This window comes from Roseovarius sp. 217, assembly GCF_000152845.1.
Lineage (GTDB): Bacteria > Pseudomonadota > Alphaproteobacteria > Rhodobacterales > Rhodobacteraceae > Roseovarius.
Map to the genome: position 1 here is coordinate 1,507,577 of NZ_CH902584.1, position 17,722 is coordinate 1,525,298.

Genomic DNA, 17,722 nt, shown 5'->3' on the forward strand with positions numbered 1-17,722 from the left:
CACAACAGCAAACACCATTGCATCGTGTTAAGGGGAAAAGTTGCGAATTGTTATGAAATTGCAGATTCCCACCGACGCGGCAAGGACAATGCACGCAGCCTGTCTTATGTGTCAGCTTTCCGGCAGAATTCCACCGACGCCAACGGTCCGGTTCGGGGGTTCAGGCCATCCCCATCTCTTGCATCATCCGCTCGATCCGGGGGACATCCTCGGGGTTGTTCAACTCCCAGAATTGTCTCCCCTTCGCCTCGACCTCGACGCAGAGTACCGCGCGTCCCCGCTCCAAAAATCGGAGTTGCTCCAAGCCTTCCAGTTGTTCCAGTGGGCCGCAGGGCCAGGTTGCGTAATCGCGCAGCGCTTGCGGGCGATAGGCATAGACCCCGACGTGATGAAACACTGGCGTCGCCTCCTCCGTGCCATAGCGCCGCGCGGTGTAGGGGATCACTTCCTTCGAGAAATAGAGCGCGCGCGCCCCTTCTCCAAACACCGCAGTGGTGCCGCCCACCCGACCGTCGGCCCGGTCCTCGAGAAACCCGTTGAGTGCCCGCCCGTCACAGCGCAGCACGGGGGTCGCCACCTCGGCCCCTGCATCGGCGCTCAGCCCTGCCACCAGATCTTCGACGAACCAATGCGGTGTCAGGGGCGCGTCACCTTGCAGGTTGACGATGATGTCAAATCCGTCGCCTAGAACCTCCAGCGCCTCGGCGCAGCGTTCGGTGCCATTGCCACAGGCCTCAGAGGTCATGACCACTTCTGCCCCAAACGCCTCTGATGCGCTTCGAATACGGTCGTCATCGGTGGCCACAACCACCCGGTCCACGCCCTGCACCTGACAGGCCGCCTCCCATGAGCGCCGGATCAGGCTCTTGGCCTCACCCGTTGCGCCTGTAAGGGACACCAATGGTTTGCCCGGATAGCGGGTCGAGGCAAATCGCGCGGGAATGACAATCGCCACGCTCATGTCAGGCACCCTTCAGGTCAACGCCGGGGGCGAGTGCGATAAAGAATGGATTGGCAAAGCCCGCCTTGCCATAGGTCAGCGGTGCGTGATCCTCAAAGCGCACCACCTGACCGCCAGCGCCATTCAGCACCGCGTGACCTGCCGCCGTGTCCCATTCCATGGTCCGCCCAAGACGAGGATAGAGATCGGCCTCGCCGGTCGCGACCAGACAGAACTTGAGCGAAGATCCGGCGCTCGTCATGTCTTTGACGTCGTATCTGCCAATATAATCATCGGTTGCCTGATCCCGGTGCGATTTGCTCGCCACCACCATAAGGGCTTTATTGTCTGGCTCTGACACCCGAACGGGGCGCAGTTTGCCCGGCGCATCCCTCTCGAATGGACCTTCTTCCTCGACGGACGATCCATCCGCCAGAGTGTAGAACATCCGTCCCTTGGCAGGGGCATAGACCACCCCTCGTGTGGGGACACCTGCCTCGACAAAGGCGATATTGACGGTGAAATCGCCGCGCCGGTTGATGAATTCTTTGGTTCCGTCCAACGGATCGACAATCAGAAACGTGGCTGCGGTCTCGCTGTGAGACGCGGCTTGTTCCTCGGTCACAAGCGCAATCTGTGGAAATGCGGCGCGCAGCCCGGCCGAGATGAGTGCATCGGCTGCCTCGTCCGCCTCGGTCACAGGGCTTGCATCAGACTTCACCTTGACCGCGAAATCATCCGCCTCATAGATCTCCATGATCCGTTCTCCGGCCTCAAGCGCCAGCTTGCGCATCACCGAGATCAGCCTGTCATACTCCAAATCGCCGCTCCTTTGCCGCCAAGACGCCACTTTGCGCCGTTAACCGATGGATTACCCGATGTCCCTTATGATATGCTATGTCAGGGACAGCAAGAAACCCGGACCACAAAATCATAGGGCAGCGACACTTTCCAATGTTCAAAACAACGCGTCCCCGTTCAAGGCTGCATTCAGCAATTGTCATTGCAGAGTTGATCTATCACGCAGCCGTGCGAGACGTCCGCAAAAGCGACGGAAACGCGATCATCGCTCTGGCCAAGAATATCATGACCGTCGTGATCATGGTTCTGGCCTTTTACCTGATGTTCAGCGTGCTGGGCCTAAAGGGAACAAAGATGCGTGGCGACTTTCTTCTGTTCATGATGTCCGGCATCTTCATCTACATCACACATATCAAGGCGATGAGCGCAGTCATCGGGGCCGAGGGACCAGCCTCGCCGATGATGCAGCACGCGCCGATGAACACGATCATCGCGATTTCCGCCGCTGCCCTAAGCTCGCTCTATATTCAGGTATTGTCGTTGTTTGTGGTGCTCTTTGTCTATCACGTGGGCTTTGTGCCAATCACGATCTACCAACCCATTCAGGCGTTCGGAATGATCCTTGCCGCTTGGTTTACGGGTCTGTCGGTCGGTCTTGTTCTTATGGCGATCAAGCCATGGTCGCCCGGATTTGTTTCCATATTCGCCTCAATTTATCAGCGCGCAAATATGATTGCTTCGGGCAAGATGTTCGTGGTCAACACCCTTCCCACCTTCATGATGAACATGTTCGACTGGAACCCACTCTTTCACATCATCGACCAGACCCGTGGCTTTGTATTCATCAACTATTTCCCGCATAGAACCTCTCTAGAGTATCCGATCTATGTCGGGCTTGCGCTGCTGATGATCGGGTTGATGGGAGAGTTCTATACGCGCCAATATGCCTCCAGCAGTTGGGAGGCGCGGCGCTAGCGCAGCACCTTGCCTTCGGGCCACGTGAGCGTTGTGTCCAGAGTGATCTTGCGCGTCTCTCCGGCGGGCAGATCAAAGGTCCATGCCAGAATGCCGCGTGCGCCGTCGATGTCGCGCTCGGCGGGCATCGGCTCGGCCTCCCATGTGATCTCCAGATCCTCCTGTTCTGATACCGGCACGCGATCAATCAGACGCAGGGGCCATGTCTCGCCGGTCAGATTTTCGACGGTGATTTCAACAGCCTCGGTTTGTTGATTGGATTTTGTGATGATACCTCGGTCACCTTCGTTGCGATCTGTCACCAGACGGGTCAGTCGCAGTCCCTCGATGGGGCCAAAGGACATGTCGGCCTTGTCCCCGTCCGCGATCAGATCAAGCCAGCGTTGCCCGACATACCGACCATCAAGATAAAATCGGGCTTCCGGCGTCGGCAATAGAATCTCGCCTGTGCCATTGGTCAGTCGCGCCATGACAAAGGCCGTCGGATCGAGCATCGGCACCGCCTGCGCCACAATCTCTGCGTCTGTTTCCAGCGGGGCGAGCATCAGGCGGACGCGATCCGCCCCGGTGGTGACGGTGACCGGCGTGGGATAGCTGTAGGTGACGGAGAGCCCGTCAAAGCTGGCGCTGGCCATGTCGGCATTGGCGGCCTCTGCCATCGGGGCGGCCATGGTCATCAGCCCGGATTCTGCCTTGCCCCGCGCCAAGGGCTGGATTTCCTCGGGGTCCTGAATGCGGGGTATCCAAGGCCAGATCTGACCCGGTTCGGTTTGCTCGGAGGGGCGCAATGTCGAGAGGGAGAGCGAAATGTTCTGCCAGTTCTCGCCGGTGGATTGCTGCACAAAAGCCCCCCGGTCGATCCGCAGAGCGCCGCTGTCGCGCGCCAGATGCAGATCGTAGAGCGGTTGCCAGCCTGCATCGGGGATGGTGTAGGTCACGGTGAGCATGCCTTGGGTCTCGGTGTCCGAGGTGATGGCCACGGCGAGCATGGCGCGGGCCTCGTCCTCCGGAACGAGCGCATTGAGCGCCTGACGCGCCTCTTCCAGCGTCTCGATCTGGTCCTTGAGCGCGCGTTCTGCGGTATCGGCGCGGCGGGTGGCATCGGCTTCGGCTTGCCGCGCGGCAAGGGTTTCAGCGCCGATCATGGTCGTGAGGTCACGCAGTTGGTCGATGGCGAGGGCGGCTGCCCCGTCGCCCTGACCGATCTGGCTCAGAAAGGTGATGCGGGCGCGGGCGGCGTCGGCTTCTAGGCGAATGTCGGTGATCTCGTTGCGGGCGGTGCGCAGTGCCTCTTCCAGCCGCTCCACCTCGGCGCGGGCGGCGATCAGCGCGTCGCTGTCGTCCGGATCGCGCGGCGGCACGTAATCGTTGCGGGTGGTGACCCCGCCCATGCGTGCGCCCTCGACCGTGACGCGCACTGAGGCCAGCGGCGTGCCTTGTGGCAGGTCGGCGAGGATGAGGTCATGCTGTCCGGTGGGGGCGCTAAATGGCACTTCGCGGGTCACGGTCGCGCCTTGGGGATAGAGGATCACGGCGCTGACCCGGCTCGCGAGGGCGATATCCTCGGCCATGGCGGGCAGGGCGAGAAAGATCAAAGGCACGGAAAGGACACGCATGCGGGACACTCCTGAATTATCTGTAGCGATGTTTCGGGGTTGCTTGGCCAGAGTGCAAGCGTGCCGCGTGGTCATGCGCAGGTTTACGCCGTGGGGGCGCTATGCCACCGGGTGCCGCCGCCGCACAGAACCGGGCCGCCCCGGCAGCTCTAGCGTGGCATCGCCGCGCGGAGTGCGGGCAATGAGGCGCCCCTTGGACAGGACCGCAAGGCGCGCGGCACGCAGGCGCACGGCCTCAATCGGATCGTCCGCATCCAGCACGACAAGTGAGGCCACGGCACCCACATGCAGGCCGTAATCCTCAAGCCCCAGAATGCGGGCGTTCTCAACTGTCACCATGTCGAAACAGCGCCGCATCTCTTCGGGGCTCGACATCTGCGCCACATGCAGCCCCATGAAGGCGACATCGAGCATGTCGGCGGTGCCGAGGGAATACCACGGGTCGCGCACGCAATCCTGACCCCAGCCGACGGTGATGCCCTGCGCCTGCATTTCCTTGACCCGTGTGAGACCGCGCCGTTTGGGGAATGTGTCGTGCCGTCCCTGCAACATGATGTTGATCAGCGGATTGGGAATCGCGGCCACGCCTGCCTCGGCCATCAGCGGCAGGAGTTTCGAGACATAGTAATTGTCCATCGAATGCATGGACGTCAGGTGTGATCCGGCCACCCGCCCCTGAAGCCCGAGGCGCTGCGTTTCATAAGCCAGCATCTCGATATGGCGGCTCAACGGGTCGTCGCTCTCGTCGCAATGCATGTCCACACGCAGGCCACGCGCCGCCGCAATCTCGCAGAGTTCGCGCACGGACGCCGCACCATCCGCCATCGTGCGCTCGAAATGCGGGATGCCGCCCACAACGTCCACGCCCATGTCGAGGGCGCGCAGCGTGTTGGCGCGCGCGGTGGGGTCGCGGTAGAACCCGTCCTGCGGAAAGGCCACGAGTTGCAGGTCGATATAGCCTTTGACCTTGTCGCGCACCTCGAGCATCGCCGCCACGCCTTTGAGGCTGTCGTCACAGGTATCGACATGACTGCGGATCGCCAGAAGGCCCATCGAGGCGGCCCAATCGCAATATTCCAGCGCGCGGGTGACCATGTCCTCTTGCGTCACGATCTTTTTCAACTCGCCCCAGAGGCCGATCCCCTCGAGGAGCGTGCCAGAGGCGTTGATGCGCGGCAGGCCGTAACTCAGCGTCGCATCAAGGTGGAAATGCGGATCGACAAAGGGCGGGCTGACCAGATCGCCGGTGGCGTCGATCACCTGGCCCGTCTCGGCCCCCTCAAGCCTGCCCATCGCCGTGATCCGGTCGCGGGTGATACCAATATCGGCGGTGCTGCCATCGGGCAGCGTGCCGCCCTTGACGATCAGATCGAACATCAGCGTTCTCCCTTGTTGAAGGCCACCATCAGGGCGGCGGGCACCTCGGCGCGGCGCGACATGACGATGAGCGCGAGGATGGAGAGGACATAGGGCGTCATCAGGAAGATCTGATAGGGAATATCCGCCCCGAGTGGTGTCTGTTGCACCCGGATTTGCAGCGCGTCAAAGGCGGCAAAAAGCACGGCTCCCAAGAGCGCCTTGCCCGGTTTCCACGCGCCAAAGACCACCAGCGCGATGCAGATCCAGCCGCGCCCGTTGACCATCTCGAAGAAGAAGGAATCAAACGCCGACATGGTCAGGAACGCGCCGCCCACCGCCATCAGCCCTGATCCGACGATCACCGCGCCCATGCGCAGGCCGGTGACCGACAGGCCCTGTGCCGCCACCGCCGCCGGGTTCTCGCCCGCCGCACGCAGCGCAAGGCCAAGAGGCGTGCGGTAGAGCACGAGGCTGACGACGCCGACCAGAATGAACGCCAGATAGGTGAGCGGGGTTTGTGAAAAAAGCGCGGGACCAATCAGGGGAATGTCCGACAGCAGCGGGATTTCCCAAGGTTTAAAGGCCATGATCTTGGGTGGGCTTGTCACCTCTGGCAACGCCAGACGATAGGCGTAATAGGTTGACGAGGTGGCGAGAAGCGTGACGCCTAACCCCACCACATGCTGAGAGAGGCCGAAGGGCACGGTCAAAAGGCTATGCACCGCGCCAAATCCCATGCCCACGACCATCGCCACGGCGACACCGGGCCAGAGGCCCAGACCGGAATAGACCGCCATCCAGCCCGCAAATGCGCCTGCAACCATGATCCCCTCGATCCCGAGGTTGAGCACGCCCGCACGTTCGCAGATCAACTCGCCCAAGGTGGCGAAAATCAGTGGGCTGGCGATGCGGATCGCGGCGGCCCAGAAGCTGGCGGAGAGGAGGATGTCGAAAATATCCATGGGCTATTCCCTCACCACCCGGAACCGCGTGAGCAGGATCGCCAGCACCATCAACAGGAGTGCCGTGGCGAGCATGATATCGGCGAGATAAGTGGGCACGCCCACCGCGCGGCTCATGCTGTCAGCACCCACAAAGATGCCTGCGACAAAGAGGGCGGCTGCGATGACACCCAACGGATTGAGCAGCGCAAGCATCGCCACGATGATGCCAGTATAACCAAAGCCGGGGCTGAGATCGAGCGTGAGGCTGCCTTTGACGCCCGCCACCTCGGAAAAACCGGCCAAGGCTGCAAGACCACCTGACAGGAGTGCCGTCTTGATCAACACCGCGTTGACCGGAATACCGGCAAAGCGCGCCGCCTCGCGGTTCAGGCCAACGGCGCGCATCTCATAGCCCAAGGTGGTGCGCCGCTCGACCAGCCAAACGAGACCGGCGGCAATGAGCGCCAAGGCGAAGCCCCAATGCAGGCGCAACCCTTCGATAAGGCGCGGCAGGCGCGCCTCGGCAATCAGGCGCTCGGATTTGGGCCATCCCATGCCCATCGGGTCTTTGAGTGGTCCTTCGAGCAGGAGAGAGATGAACAGCAGAAAGATGAAGTTGAACAATAGCGTTGTGACCACCTCATCGACGCCAAACCGCACCTTGAGCAGCGCAGGGATGAGAAGAACCACCGCACCGGCCAGCATCGATACGAGCACCAGCGTGGGCAAGAGCGCTGCGGCGGGCCAAGACAACACCCCGGTGCCCAACACGACCGTCATCAAGGCTCCGGCATATAGCTGCGCCTCGGCCCCGATGTTCCAGAGCCGGGCGCGGAACGCCACCGCCACTGCAAGCCCGGTGAAAATAAGTGGCGTGGCGCGGTTCAGTGTCTCTAACACGGCGAATTGTGACCCCGCCGCGCCCTTGAGGATCAATCCAAGAACGGCAAAGGGATTGGCCCCGGCCAGCATCGCCAAGAGCGACGCGACGACCACGGTCGCAACAATCGCCAGCATAGGTGGCAGGGTGCTGCGCGCGAGGCTCGGGTTTGCGATGGGTTCAAGACGCATGCGCCAACCCCTCGTCAAAGCCATGCCCCGCCATCCAGACGCCCAGAGCGGCGGGGGTCATGGTGCCGCGCGCGAATTCCGGTGAGAGGCGACCTTCGGACATCACATGGATCACATCCGAGAGCGCCATGATCTCGTCCAGATCCTCGGAAATGAGCAGCACCGCCGCCCCCCGGTCGCGCGCCTTGAGCAATTGTTCATGCACATAGTTCACCGCGCCGATATCCAGCCCTCGGACGGGTTGGTTGGCAAGGATGATACACGGATTGGCCTCGAGCACGCGGCCAAGGATCAGTTTCTGCATATTCCCGCCTGAAAGTAGGCGAATGCGCGTATCAGGCCCGGGACAGCGTATGTCATAGCCTTTGATAATCGCCTGTGTTTCCGCCTCGGCGCGTGGCCAGTTCATCCAGCCGGCGCGGCTCATGGGCGGTTTGTGATAGCTCTCCAGAATGGCATTCTCAGTCAGGGAGAAATCGGCGATTGTGCCGGTTTTGTGCCTGTCTTCGGGAATGCGCGCGATGCCATGTTCAACGGCGGCGCGCGGCGACCATTGCGCCAAGTCAGCCTCACCCAGATCAAGCCGCCCCGAAGCAGGGACGCTGAGACCGGCAATGAGATCGGCCAGCGCCGCCTGGCCGTTGCCGGAAACACCCGCCAGCCCGGTGATCTGCCCCGCGCGCAACGACAGCGTCACGGATTTCAGCCCCGGCGCGCTGCCTTGGTCGGGCGTGGTGACCGCGTGCAACTGCAAGAGCGGCGCGCCGGGTGTGCCGGGGGCCACCCGTGGCGCGCTGACTTCACTGCCGACCATCGCGGCGGCAAGCGCGTGGCGGTCAGTATCTGTCGTGGCCATTTCCGCCACAACCTTGCCATGGTGCAGGATCACGACCCGGTGGGCGATATCCATCACCTCATGCAGTTTGTGGCTGATGAACACGATCGACAGGCCTTTGGCCACCGCTTCACGCAATGTTGCAAAGAGGTCGTCGGTTTCCTGCGGTGTCAGAACGGCGGTCGGCTCGTCCAGAATGAGAATGCGCGCCTCGCGGTAGAGCGCCTTGAGGATTTCGACCCGCTGCCGTTCCCCCACCGTCAGGCTTCCAACGCGAGCGTCGGGATCAACGGCCAGATGAAAATCCGCCGAGAGTTTGGCAATTTTGGCGCGCGCGGCGGCAGTATCAGAGCGCCAGCGCCAGAGCGGTTCGGTGCCAAGTGTCACGTTATCCAGAACCGTCAGGTTGTCGGCCAGCGTGAAATGCTGATGCACCATACCCACGCCCGCCTCGAGCGCCGCGCGCGGATTGCCGGGGGGCAAGGCCCGTCCCATCACCATCACTTGTCCCTCGTCGGCGGTGTATTGGCCAAAGAGGATGTTCATCAGCGTGGTCTTGCCTGCGCCGTTCTCGCCCAAGAGGGCAACAACCTCGCCCCGCCGTAAGTCGAGGCTCACCGCGTCATTCGCGGTGAGCGCGCCGAAACGCTTGGTGATCCGATCGAGGCGCAGAACGACCTGCGCCGTGTCTGCGCCTGTCATTTACGAGGATTTCGGCTCTTCGTCGTTGATCTCGACAGAGAACGTCCCCGCCTTGATCGCCGCCTCGCGTTCCGCCACCAACGCCAAAGCCGCCTCTGGCACCTTGCCCTCGAACGTGCCAAGCGGGGCCAGTGACGATCCGCCTTCCTTCATGAAGGAATAGACCCCATAATCGGCGGCGGTGAAATTGCCCGCGTTCACGGCGGCAATCGCGGCATCAAGCGTCGGCTCAAAATGCCAGAGCGCAGAGGCGACAACCGTCTCGGGATAATCGGCTTGGGTGTCGATCACGTTGCCGATGGCCAGCACGCCCTTTTCCTGTGCCGCATCCGAGACACCAAAGCGTTCGGCATAGAGCATGTCCGCGCCGCCTTCGATCATCGCAAAGGCAGTTTCCTTGGCCTTGGGCGGATCGAACCACGAGCCGATAAAGCTCACCTGAAACTTGATGTCCGGATTCATCTCCTGCGCACCGGCCATGAAGGCATGCATCAGACGATTGACCTCGGGGATCGGGAAACCGCCGACCATCCCGATATTGGCGGTCTTGGTCATGGCGCCCGCGATGATGCCCGAGAGATATGAGGCGTCCTGAATGTAGTTGTCGAACACGGCGAAATTTGGCAGGGCGTCATCCTGCTTGAAGCTCGATCCCATCAGGAAGGCGATATCTGGATAATCGGCGGCGACTTCGCGAGCCTCTTGCTCGACCGCGAAGACCTCACCGATGATGAGCTTGTAGCCCTGTTCGGCATACTCCCGCATGACGCGGGCGTAATCGGTATTCGAGACATTCTCGGAATAGACATACTCGACATCGCCACGCTCTTGCGCGGTCATGGCGGCTTTGTGAATGCGGCTGACCCATTGTTGTTCAACGGGCACGGTATAAATACCGGCGGTCTTGATCGGTTCTGCGGCGCGCAGCGGCGAGGCAAGGCCAGAGGCCCCGGCAATGAGAGCCGCTCCGGCCGAGGTGGCCATAAAGCGGCGGCGGGAAAGTGGCAGGCGTGTCATGTTGATCTCCATGTTGGCAGGTGGGCAGTCTTTTTGGTTTTACCAATTGGTAAAATTTATCCGGCAGATTTTCTACAGAAATTTGCCACTGGACAAAACTAAACCGCTGAGAGGCCGACTCCCAGCGGTTTATGCTCAAAATGCGAGCAGGTTCGCAAGGGTCAGGCTGCGGGCAGGCGCGCGGTGATCGGTAGTTTCTGCCATGTGCCGTCCGGCCCCGCCTGCATCGGCTCAGCCAAAAGTTTGAGGCGGGCCGTCGTCTCGCCCCTGCGATAGCAATGCCCCATGGAGTGCCCGAGAGCCACGCGCCAACCGGGCCGTGGATTGAGGCCCGGCTTGGTCGGGCCAAGCCCCGCCTTCATGTGATGCGCAATGTCCCAGTCCAACACCGCGCCGGCATGGCGGGTGACGACCCAGCAATGCATGTCATGGGTGACGCCACCCTTTTCCGCCGGAAAAAAGTAGCCATAGACATAGCCCGCCGCGCGCAGGCTGGCGACAAGATAGGTGTTGATATCCACACAAGAGCCGGGCGTCGTTCCGCAAGAGAGATAGGGCACCGCCTCTGTGCCATCGTTGAATCGCGCCTCAGGGTGATCGTAGGTAAAACGCGCCTCGGCCTCGGCCACCAATGCGTCGATACCCGCGCGCCCCCCGCCTGCCTTGGCTGCAATGGCGCGGCTGGCCTCGGCCAGATCAGCGGCGGCGGCGGTATATCGGGTGACGCGTGGGGCAAAGACCGCCTCGGGATAACCTTGGCCGATGGGGGCTGGCGCGATGATATGGGTGAGTGTCAGGCTTGTCCCTGCTGCCTCGATCCAGAGCGCGGCAAGACCCAATTCCGGCTCAAGTGCGACGGTAGTGATCTCTCCTCCCGTCACGGTCGTGGCTGTCACCGCGTCCCCGGGGCTGCACATGCCAGCCGGGGCCAACAGGTGCGCGCCGGGTTGAAGGCCGCTCACCTCAATCCGCAACTGCCTCATGCCATGTTCCACAGTTGAAAGAGCAGGCCCGCCGCAAACGCCCCGGTGAGCGACAGCGCGATATAGAGCGCGAAAACCCGTGGCTTGACCAACGCCCAGACCGCAATCGCAGCAGGCAAAGAGGTGACGCCCCCGGCCACGAGAAAGGCCAGACCGGCACCGGGGGCCATGCCCTGACCGATCAATCCGCCGACCAGTGGCAGGGCGGCGTAGCCGTTGAGATAGGCAGGGACGCCAATCAGGGTGCCGAGGAAGATCGGGCCGATGCCGGTGCCGCCAAGCGCCTTCGTGATGGTCTCTGCCGGGACAAAGGCCAGCATGAGACTTTCCAGGATAAACGCCAAAGTGAGCCATTTCAGCAGAAACAGGGTCACAGTCAGCGCCTCACGGGAAAACTTGGCCCGGCGTGCCTGATCGGTCCAAAACCGCCAGACCACCGGCTTGGGCGCGCGCACTTTACTGCCGCCACAACCACCGTTGCCGATGCCGTCGCGCAGCGGATCGCTTAGCCCCCCGGCGCGGCCCACCAGATGCACGACCCAGCCACCCATAAGGCCCAGGCCGACAGCGGCCAATGTCTTGGCAACGGCAAACTCTAGCCCGAGAACGCCGGTGGTCAGCATGAACATTGACGGGTCCATCACCGGCGAGGCAAGCCAGAAGGCCATGACCGCCGAGAGCGGCACACCCATCGCCAAAAGGGCGGCGATCAGCGGAATCACTCCGCAAGAGCAAAAAGGCGAGAGTCCGCCCGCAAAGGCCGCGAGCAGGATCATCATCGCCGGTGCGCCGGTAAAGGCGCGCGCGATCAGATTGTCCGCGCCGGTGGCTGTCGCCCATGCGGCGATGCCGATGGAGAGCAGGAGAAACGGCGCGGTGCCAAGAAGGGCGTCGGTCGTAAAGACCAGCGTGGCGCGGGCCTGCGCCGCATCGAAGATTGCAAGCACGATCAGGATCAGGGCGGATATCATCCAGATGCGGTGATCTTTCCACGCGCGTCGCAATATGACGGTTGCGCGTGGTTGCGGAAGGCTCGAGTCTGTCATGTCCATATCCCTAGAAATGTCGTTAAGTTTGGCCAAATAAATGGCGTTCAGGCAGCAGTCTCTGTCTTGGCCAACTTCACCCCGGTGCAGCATTCCGAGGTCAGGAAATTCAGCGTGCGGCGCATGGCAGCATAATCCACGCGGTTGATCACCGCGCGCCCCTGCCGTTCTTGCACCACTAAACCAGCCTCGACCAGCGCCGAGAGGTGGTGCGCGAGGGTTGAAGGCGCCTGATCCAGATGCTGACCGATGTCACCCACGTTCAACCCTTCGTCGCCCGCGCGTACCAACAGGCGAAAGATCGCAAGGCGCGTGTCATGGCCAAGGGCAGCAAGGGCGCGGGCTGTGGGGCTTGTGATGCTCATGCGATCAATATAACGATAATTCTAGTTATGTCAATCTATCTCACTCGGCACGTGCCGCCATGGTCGCCACCCCATCGCCCGTGCGCCGCACCCGCAGGTCGAGACCGCCGTCTGTCTGGCGCGCTTCGATTGCGACGGGCAGGTTGCAGATAAGCGGCGTCAGGCCGCGATAGGTGAACCGCGTCGGCAGGTGGCCCAGGAAATGGGTGGCCAGATTCATCATCCAGACCGCCTGCATCGGACCATGCACAACCAGCCCCTCATACCCCTCAACCCCGGTTGCATAGGGGTGGTCATAATGGATGCGGTGGCCATTGAAGGTGAGCGACGAGAACCGGAAAAGCAGGGTCGAATCCGGCGTAATCTGCCATGCGGTCGCACCGGGCCACTCCTCAGCGGCCTCCGGCGTCTTGGCCTGTCCCGGCTTGGGGTCTTCGCGGTAGACGATATCCTGCCGCTCGGTCAGGCGCGCCGCCCCGTCCACGCTGTAGACATGTCGCTGCGTGACAAAGCCCAGCTTGCCGCTGCGCCCGTCCTTGAAGGTCACATCGTCAATCGTCGTCTCTCGCGTCACCAGATCACCGGCGGCAAAGGGCGCGTGAAATTCGATCTCTCCCCCCGCCCACATGCGGCGGGGCAAGGACAGGGCAGGTAGGAAAATGCCCGTCTTGGGATGGCAATCGCGCCCCAACTGATCAGGCGTGACCGTATCGGGCACCAGACACCAATGCAGCCCAACAGGCATATCCACCTCGGCCAGAGTGCCCGCCAGCGTGGCGCGGTACTCCCGGACCAGCCGCGCGGAAATCGGCTCTGACCGGCTATAGCTGCGCCCGATCCAATCTGCGTAATCGTTCATTCCGTTCCCCTATTGCCCACGTCCCGGCCCGTAGGATTTTGGCAGGCCAAGCACCTGTTCGGCAATATGGCACAGGATGAGATTGGTCGAAATCGGCGCGATCTGATAGAGCCGCGCCTCGCGAAATTTACGCTCGACATCATATTCCTCGGCAAAGGCAAAGCCGCCATGGGTCTGCATGCAGGCCTCTGCCGCCTCCCAACTCGCCTCAGAGGCCAAGAGTTTGGCGGTGTTCGCTTCGACGCCGGGATTGTGGCCTGCGTCATACATCGCGGCTGCGCGGTAGACGATCGCCTCGGCGGCCATCAGATGCGCCTGAGCGCGGGCCAGTGGGAATTGCACGCCCTGATTGACCCCGATGGGCGCGCCAAACACCACCCGCTCGCGGGCATAGTCGGACCCGGTCTTGAGGAACCATTTGGCATCGCCGATACATTCGGCGGCGATCAGGATACGCTCGGAATTCATGCCCGAGAGGATATAGCGAAATCCCTTGCCCTCTTCTCCGATCAGGCTGTCCGCTGGAATGCGCAGGTTGTCAAAGAACACTTCGGTCGTGGCGTGGTTGATCATGGTGCGGATGGGCCGGATGTCGATGCCGTGACCCACCTTGCCGCGCAGGTCGATGAGAAAGACCGACAGACCGTCCGTTTTCGATTTCGCCTCCTCGCGCGGTGTGGTGCGGGCCAAGAGAACCATCAGGTCTGAATGTTCCACCCGCGAAGTCCAGATTTTCTGGCCGTTGATGACATACTCATCGCCATCCCGCCGCGCCGTTGTTTTCAGCGCCAGCGTGTCAGTGCCGCTGGTGGGCTCGGTCACGCCAAAGGCCTGAAGACGCAAGGAGCCATCGGCGATGCCGGGCAGATAGGCCGCCTTTTGCGCCTCGGACCCGTGGCGCAGCACGGTGCCCATTGTATACATCTGCGCGTGACAGGCGGCGGCATTGCAACCAGAGCGGTGGATTTCCTCGAGTATGACCGAGGCTGCCGTCAGATTAAGCCCCGATCCGCCGAATTCCTCGGGAATCATCGCCGCCAGATACCCCTCGCGAATCAGCGCATCAACGAAGTCCTTGGGATAGGCACGGCGCGCATCCAGATCGCGCCAATAGGCGCCGGGAAACTCGGCGCAGACCTTTGCCACGCCTGCGCGGATATCGGCATAGTCTGCCGTTGGATCAAATGACGTCATGTCAGCCTCTTATGTTTCTCATGCCCGATTTTCGTGCTCTAGGTGGCAGGTTTTCCGGCCTGACGGAAATACCAATGCCCGCTTGCGGCCATTGGGCGCGCCTATAGCCGCAACTCACCCTGCCAGATGCCCCGCTGCACCAGATCGCGCAGCACATCGAGTGTGATCGCCTCGACCGCACGACTGGCGCGGCTGGTGGGAAAGGAGGGGTTGCTCACCAGATAAACCGGTCGCACCATATCAGGGGCCGTGATGGGCGCGCCGACAAGTTCGCCCCGCGCAACCGCGTCATGCACCGCTGAGGGCGAAAAGATCGCATGACCAGACCCGCGCGCCACCAGTTCTTTGATCTGCGTCATCGCATCCATCTCGATGGGAACATTCAGGCGCAGGCCAAGCGGCGCGGCATAGCTCTCGATCGTCTTGCGCAGGCCATGTGCGGCTTCGGGCAGAATCATCTCCAGCCGCTCGAGCGCACGCAGCGGCACCGGCGTGCCGGGCGGCGTATCAAAGGGCCAGTTGTCCGGGGCGGAATAAACATGCAGACGTTCGTCAAGCACATGGGTGATCCGAAAGTGATCGGCGTTCTGCAAGTCGTAGATAAAGCCCATGTCAACGGTGCCGTCGCTCACCCATGACTTGATATAGCCGCTCATCGCCTCGACCACGCGCAGACGGATATCGGGCAATTCCACACGGACGGTTTCCGCGAGAGGGACCGACAGCACCATAGAGACAGAGGATGGCAGACCAAATCCCACCTTGCCGCGCGGCGCGCCCGACGAATCGCGCATCTCGTCCACGCAGCGCTCCATTGCGGTGGTGATCTCGCGCGCGTGACGCAAGAGGACTTGCCCCTCGGCGGTCAGCATCGAGCCGCGCGGCGAGCGGTCGATCAGGCGCACACCAAGCTCGGCTTCCATCCGCGCCACATGTTGTGAGAGCGAGGGTTGCGCGACCCCCAGTCGATGCGCCGCCGCCGAGAGCGAAGGGGCCTCGGCGATGGCGATGAAATAGCGGAGTTGGCGGATATCCATAAGCTGAACGTCTACCAACTGGAAAGGTCAGAGCGCAAGCCTATGATGTCCTATAGCCCCGCGCTATACCCGTTCAACGCCACTGATATTTCTCATCCTGGACGGAATGGGGCATGCTCCACCGGAATGCGACCCAGAAGTAAGAGGCCCATATGCGTAGCGACCTTGCCGGTCTTTTTGTTGTCTCCGTCGAACAGGCGGTCGCCGCCCCCTATGCGTCAAGCCGTCTGGCCGAGGCAGGCGCGCGGGTGGTCAAGGTCGAGCGGCCCGAAGGCGATTTCGCGCGCGGGTATGACGCGCTGGTCCATGGGGAGAGCGCTTATTTCGTCTGGCTCAACCGGGGCAAGGAATCGCTCTGCCTCGACCTGCGGCAAATGGCGGATCGCGCGCTGATGGAGCGGATGCTGGCGGGGGCAGATATCTTCATCCAGAACCTCGCACCGGGTGCGATTGATCGGTTGGGATTCGCGCCGGATCGGCTGCGCGCCGATTACCCGCGTCTGATCACTGTTTCGATCTCTGGCTATGGTGAGGAAGGGCCATTGGCGGACCTCAAGGCCTATGACCTTCTGGTGCAGGCTGAAACCGGCCTCTCGTCGATCACCGGCAATGAGCATGGCCCGGCGCGCACAGGGGTTTCGGTCTGCGACATCGCGGCAGGAATGACCGCCTATCAGGCCATTCTGGAGGCGCTGATCGGTCGCGCGACAACCGGAGAGGGACGGCATATCGCGGTCTCGCTCTTTCATGCGCTGGGCGATTGGATGAATGTGCCTTACCTGCAATATGCTTATGGAGGAAAGGTGCCGCAGCGTGCGGGGCTCAACCACCCGACTATCGCGCCCTATGGTGTCTATCAGGGCAGTGACGGAAAAGCGGTGCTCATCTCGATCCAGAACGAGCGGGAATGGGCGATGTTCTGCGAGGCGATTCTGGGGGACGCCGCGCTGGCCCGCGATCCGCGGTTTGACAGCAATTCGGCCCGCGTTGCCAATCGCGCGGCGCTGGACGCGATCCTGCGGCCGGTCTTTGCCGCGATCCCGCGCGACGCCATGGCGGACCGATTGCGCGCCGCGCGGATCGCCTATGGACGGGTCAGTGAAATGGAAGATCTCGTGAGCCATCCGCAGAACCGGCACGTCACGGTCGACACCCCCTCTGGCCCGGTCCGAATGCTGGCCCCCGGCGCGCAGATCGACGGTGTCGAGGCCGCGTCGGGGTCTGTGCCCGCCCTTGGGGCGCATAGCGCCGCGCTGCGCGCGGAGTTTGGCGATGACTGAGACAAACGATACCGGCACGCGTCTTTTGGCAATTCTGTCCGAAATCGACGCACATGCGGTGCTCGATATCGGCTGTGGTCATGGGGCGCTGGCGCGCAATCTGGCGCGCGCGGGCTATGACGTGACCGGAATTGACCCCTCGCCCGAGGCGGTCGCTGCCGCGCGTCTGTCCGTGCCCGAGGCCCGGTTCGAGGCGTGCGGGGCAGAGGCGCTGCCCTTTGCGGCCGCGTCTTTTCAAGCCTGCGTTTTTCTCAATTCCTTGCACCATGTCCCGGTGCCTCTCATGCCGGACGCCTTGCGAGAGGCCTTGCGCGTGCTGCGCCCCGGTGGCGAGGTGATCATTGTCGAACCCTTGGCAGAAGGCGCGTTCTTTGAGGTGATGCGCCCGGTCGAGGATGAGACAGCGATACGTCACGCGGCGATTCGGGCGATTGATACGATGCTGGCTACGGGCGAGGCCACTGGCCCTGCGCCTGTCACCTATGCGCGGCCCACGCCTGTGGCTGATCTGGACGCCTTTATTGCCTATCTTGCCCGTGTCGATCCCGCCCGGCGCGCCCTGGCCGAGGCACAGCGCGAGACGCTGGGGCGGCTTTATGCGGTGCATGTAAGCATGGGATCGAATGGGCCGGAATTGATCCAACCGCTGCGCCTCTGGCGATTGCGCGCCGCAAAACCCTGAGGGGCTGTCGCGTTTA

Annotated in this window: 17 protein-coding genes; 3 read left to right on the top strand and 14 right to left on the bottom strand. The window is 62.2% G+C overall.

From position 1 onward, the window contains the following. Positions 1-160 precede the first annotated feature (160 nt). Together ROS217_RS07155 and cysQ are read right to left on the bottom strand one after the other, a co-directional pair. Entirely contained in the window at positions 161-961 is an 801-nt protein-coding gene (locus ROS217_RS07155) for a 3-deoxy-manno-octulosonate cytidylyltransferase (RefSeq protein ID WP_040650434.1), read from the bottom strand. Between the two features lies 1 nt (position 962). Further along, entirely contained in the window at positions 963-1,760 is a 798-nt protein-coding gene (gene cysQ, locus ROS217_RS07160; RefSeq protein WP_040651207.1) for a 3'(2'),5'-bisphosphate nucleotidase CysQ, read from the bottom strand. A 134-nt stretch (positions 1,761-1,894) separates the two neighbouring features. Here cysQ and ROS217_RS07165 point away from each other — a divergent pair, with 134 nt between their 5' ends. Continuing rightward, positions 1,895-2,716 (top strand): ABC transporter permease, encoded by an 822-nt coding sequence (locus ROS217_RS07165; RefSeq protein WP_009817030.1) that lies wholly within the window; start codon positions 1,895-1,897, stop codon positions 2,714-2,716. On the opposite strand, the gene ROS217_RS07170 is transcribed toward ROS217_RS07165, so the two are convergent. The 12 genes from ROS217_RS07170 to ROS217_RS07225 all read right to left on the bottom strand — a co-directional run bounded on the left by ROS217_RS07170 (position 2,713) and on the right by ROS217_RS07225 (position 15,744). Continuing rightward, positions 2,713-4,332: a mucoidy inhibitor MuiA family protein gene (locus tag ROS217_RS07170; RefSeq protein ID WP_009817031.1), complete on the bottom strand. Its 1,620-nt coding sequence runs from the start codon at positions 4,330-4,332 to the stop codon at positions 2,713-2,715. The two genes, ROS217_RS07165 and ROS217_RS07170, sit on opposite strands and share 4 nt — an antisense overlap. A 99-nt stretch (positions 4,333-4,431) precedes the next feature. After that, the gene (locus ROS217_RS07175) at positions 4,432-5,709 is read right to left on the bottom strand and encodes an amidohydrolase family protein (RefSeq protein WP_009817032.1); all 1,278 of its coding nucleotides are present in this window, start codon (positions 5,707-5,709) and stop codon (positions 4,432-4,434) included. Beyond that, positions 5,709-6,653: an ABC transporter permease gene (locus ROS217_RS07180; RefSeq protein ID WP_009817033.1), complete on the bottom strand. Its 945-nt coding sequence runs from the start codon at positions 6,651-6,653 to the stop codon at positions 5,709-5,711. Before ROS217_RS07180 ends, ROS217_RS07175 begins: the two co-directional genes overlap by 1 nt. A gap of 3 nt (positions 6,654-6,656) precedes the next feature. Next, complete coding sequence (locus tag ROS217_RS07185; protein WP_009817034.1) at positions 6,657-7,706, bottom strand: ABC transporter permease; 1,050 nt, start codon at positions 7,704-7,706, stop codon at positions 6,657-6,659. Continuing rightward, on the bottom strand, positions 7,696-9,243 hold the full coding sequence (locus ROS217_RS07190) for an ABC transporter ATP-binding protein (RefSeq protein WP_009817035.1): 1,548 nt from the start codon (positions 9,241-9,243) through the stop codon (positions 7,696-7,698). The genes ROS217_RS07185 and ROS217_RS07190 overlap by 11 nt, the downstream gene beginning before the upstream one ends. After that, a complete protein-coding gene (locus ROS217_RS07195) occupies positions 9,244-10,260 on the bottom strand; it encodes a BMP family protein (protein WP_254656386.1) in 1,017 nt (338 codons plus the stop codon). A 161-nt stretch (positions 10,261-10,421) separates the two neighbouring features. Continuing rightward, entirely contained in the window at positions 10,422-11,243 is an 822-nt protein-coding gene (locus tag ROS217_RS07200; protein ID WP_009817037.1) for a transglutaminase domain-containing protein, read from the bottom strand. Beyond that, positions 11,240-12,295: a permease gene (locus tag ROS217_RS07205; RefSeq protein ID WP_009817038.1), complete on the bottom strand. Its 1,056-nt coding sequence runs from the start codon at positions 12,293-12,295 to the stop codon at positions 11,240-11,242. Before ROS217_RS07205 ends, ROS217_RS07200 begins: the two co-directional genes overlap by 4 nt. A gap of 41 nt (positions 12,296-12,336) precedes the next feature. Then, the gene (locus ROS217_RS07210; protein WP_009817039.1) at positions 12,337-12,654 is read right to left on the bottom strand and encodes an ArsR/SmtB family transcription factor; all 318 of its coding nucleotides are present in this window, start codon (positions 12,652-12,654) and stop codon (positions 12,337-12,339) included. A 40-nt stretch (positions 12,655-12,694) separates the two neighbouring features. Continuing rightward, on the bottom strand, positions 12,695-13,513 hold the full coding sequence (locus ROS217_RS07215; RefSeq protein WP_009817040.1) for an FAS1-like dehydratase domain-containing protein: 819 nt from the start codon (positions 13,511-13,513) through the stop codon (positions 12,695-12,697). A 9-nt stretch (positions 13,514-13,522) separates the two neighbouring features. Continuing rightward, positions 13,523-14,707 (bottom strand): acyl-CoA dehydrogenase family protein, encoded by a 1,185-nt coding sequence (locus tag ROS217_RS07220; protein ID WP_009817041.1) that lies wholly within the window; start codon positions 14,705-14,707, stop codon positions 13,523-13,525. Positions 14,708-14,808: 101 nt separating this feature from the next. Then, on the bottom strand, positions 14,809-15,744 hold the full coding sequence (locus tag ROS217_RS07225; RefSeq protein ID WP_009817042.1) for a LysR family transcriptional regulator: 936 nt from the start codon (positions 15,742-15,744) through the stop codon (positions 14,809-14,811). 152 nt (positions 15,745-15,896) lie between these two features. On the opposite strand from ROS217_RS07225, the gene ROS217_RS07230 reads away from it, so the two are divergent. Continuing rightward, entirely contained in the window at positions 15,897-17,024 is a 1,128-nt protein-coding gene (locus ROS217_RS07230) for a CaiB/BaiF CoA transferase family protein (protein WP_009817043.1), read from the top strand. Beyond that, on the top strand, positions 17,017-17,706 hold the full coding sequence (locus tag ROS217_RS07235) for a class I SAM-dependent methyltransferase (RefSeq protein WP_009817044.1): 690 nt from the start codon (positions 17,017-17,019) through the stop codon (positions 17,704-17,706). Before ROS217_RS07230 ends, ROS217_RS07235 begins: the two co-directional genes overlap by 8 nt. The last annotated feature ends 16 nt before the right edge of the window (positions 17,707-17,722 follow it).

Excerpts from the sequence above, each read along its gene's own strand:
- ROS217_RS07215 (WP_009817040.1), bottom strand. The coding sequence starts at position 13,513 with ATGAACGATTACGCAGATTGGATCGGGCGCAGCTATAGCCGGTCAGAG.
- ROS217_RS07200 (WP_009817037.1), bottom strand. The coding sequence starts at position 11,243 with ATGAGGCAGTTGCGGATTGAGGTGAGCGGCCTTCAACCCGGCGCGCAC.
- ROS217_RS07175 (WP_009817032.1), bottom strand. The coding sequence starts at position 5,709 with ATGTTCGATCTGATCGTCAAGGGCGGCACGCTGCCCGATGGCAGCACC.
- ROS217_RS07205 (WP_009817038.1), bottom strand. The coding sequence starts at position 12,295 with ATGGACATGACAGACTCGAGCCTTCCGCAACCACGCGCAACCGTCATA.
- ROS217_RS07155 (WP_040650434.1), bottom strand. The coding sequence starts at position 961 with ATGAGCGTGGCGATTGTCATTCCCGCGCGATTTGCCTCGACCCGCTAT.
- ROS217_RS07195 (WP_254656386.1), bottom strand. The coding sequence starts at position 10,260 with ATGACACGCCTGCCACTTTCCCGCCGCCGCTTTATGGCCACCTCGGCC.
- ROS217_RS07230 (WP_009817043.1), top strand. The coding sequence starts at position 15,897 with ATGCGTAGCGACCTTGCCGGTCTTTTTGTTGTCTCCGTCGAACAGGCG.
- ROS217_RS07210 (WP_009817039.1), bottom strand. The coding sequence starts at position 12,654 with ATGAGCATCACAAGCCCCACAGCCCGCGCCCTTGCTGCCCTTGGCCAT.
- ROS217_RS07170 (WP_009817031.1), bottom strand. The coding sequence starts at position 4,332 with ATGCGTGTCCTTTCCGTGCCTTTGATCTTTCTCGCCCTGCCCGCCATG.
- ROS217_RS07225 (WP_009817042.1), bottom strand. The coding sequence starts at position 15,744 with ATGGATATCCGCCAACTCCGCTATTTCATCGCCATCGCCGAGGCCCCT.
- ROS217_RS07190 (WP_009817035.1), bottom strand. The coding sequence starts at position 9,243 with ATGACAGGCGCAGACACGGCGCAGGTCGTTCTGCGCCTCGATCGGATC.
- ROS217_RS07180 (WP_009817033.1), bottom strand. The coding sequence starts at position 6,653 with ATGGATATTTTCGACATCCTCCTCTCCGCCAGCTTCTGGGCCGCCGCG.
- ROS217_RS07220 (WP_009817041.1), bottom strand. The coding sequence starts at position 14,707 with ATGACGTCATTTGATCCAACGGCAGACTATGCCGATATCCGCGCAGGC.
- ROS217_RS07185 (WP_009817034.1), bottom strand. The coding sequence starts at position 7,706 with ATGCGTCTTGAACCCATCGCAAACCCGAGCCTCGCGCGCAGCACCCTG.
- ROS217_RS07235 (WP_009817044.1), top strand. The coding sequence starts at position 17,017 with ATGACTGAGACAAACGATACCGGCACGCGTCTTTTGGCAATTCTGTCC.
- ROS217_RS07165 (WP_009817030.1), top strand. The coding sequence starts at position 1,895 with ATGTTCAAAACAACGCGTCCCCGTTCAAGGCTGCATTCAGCAATTGTC.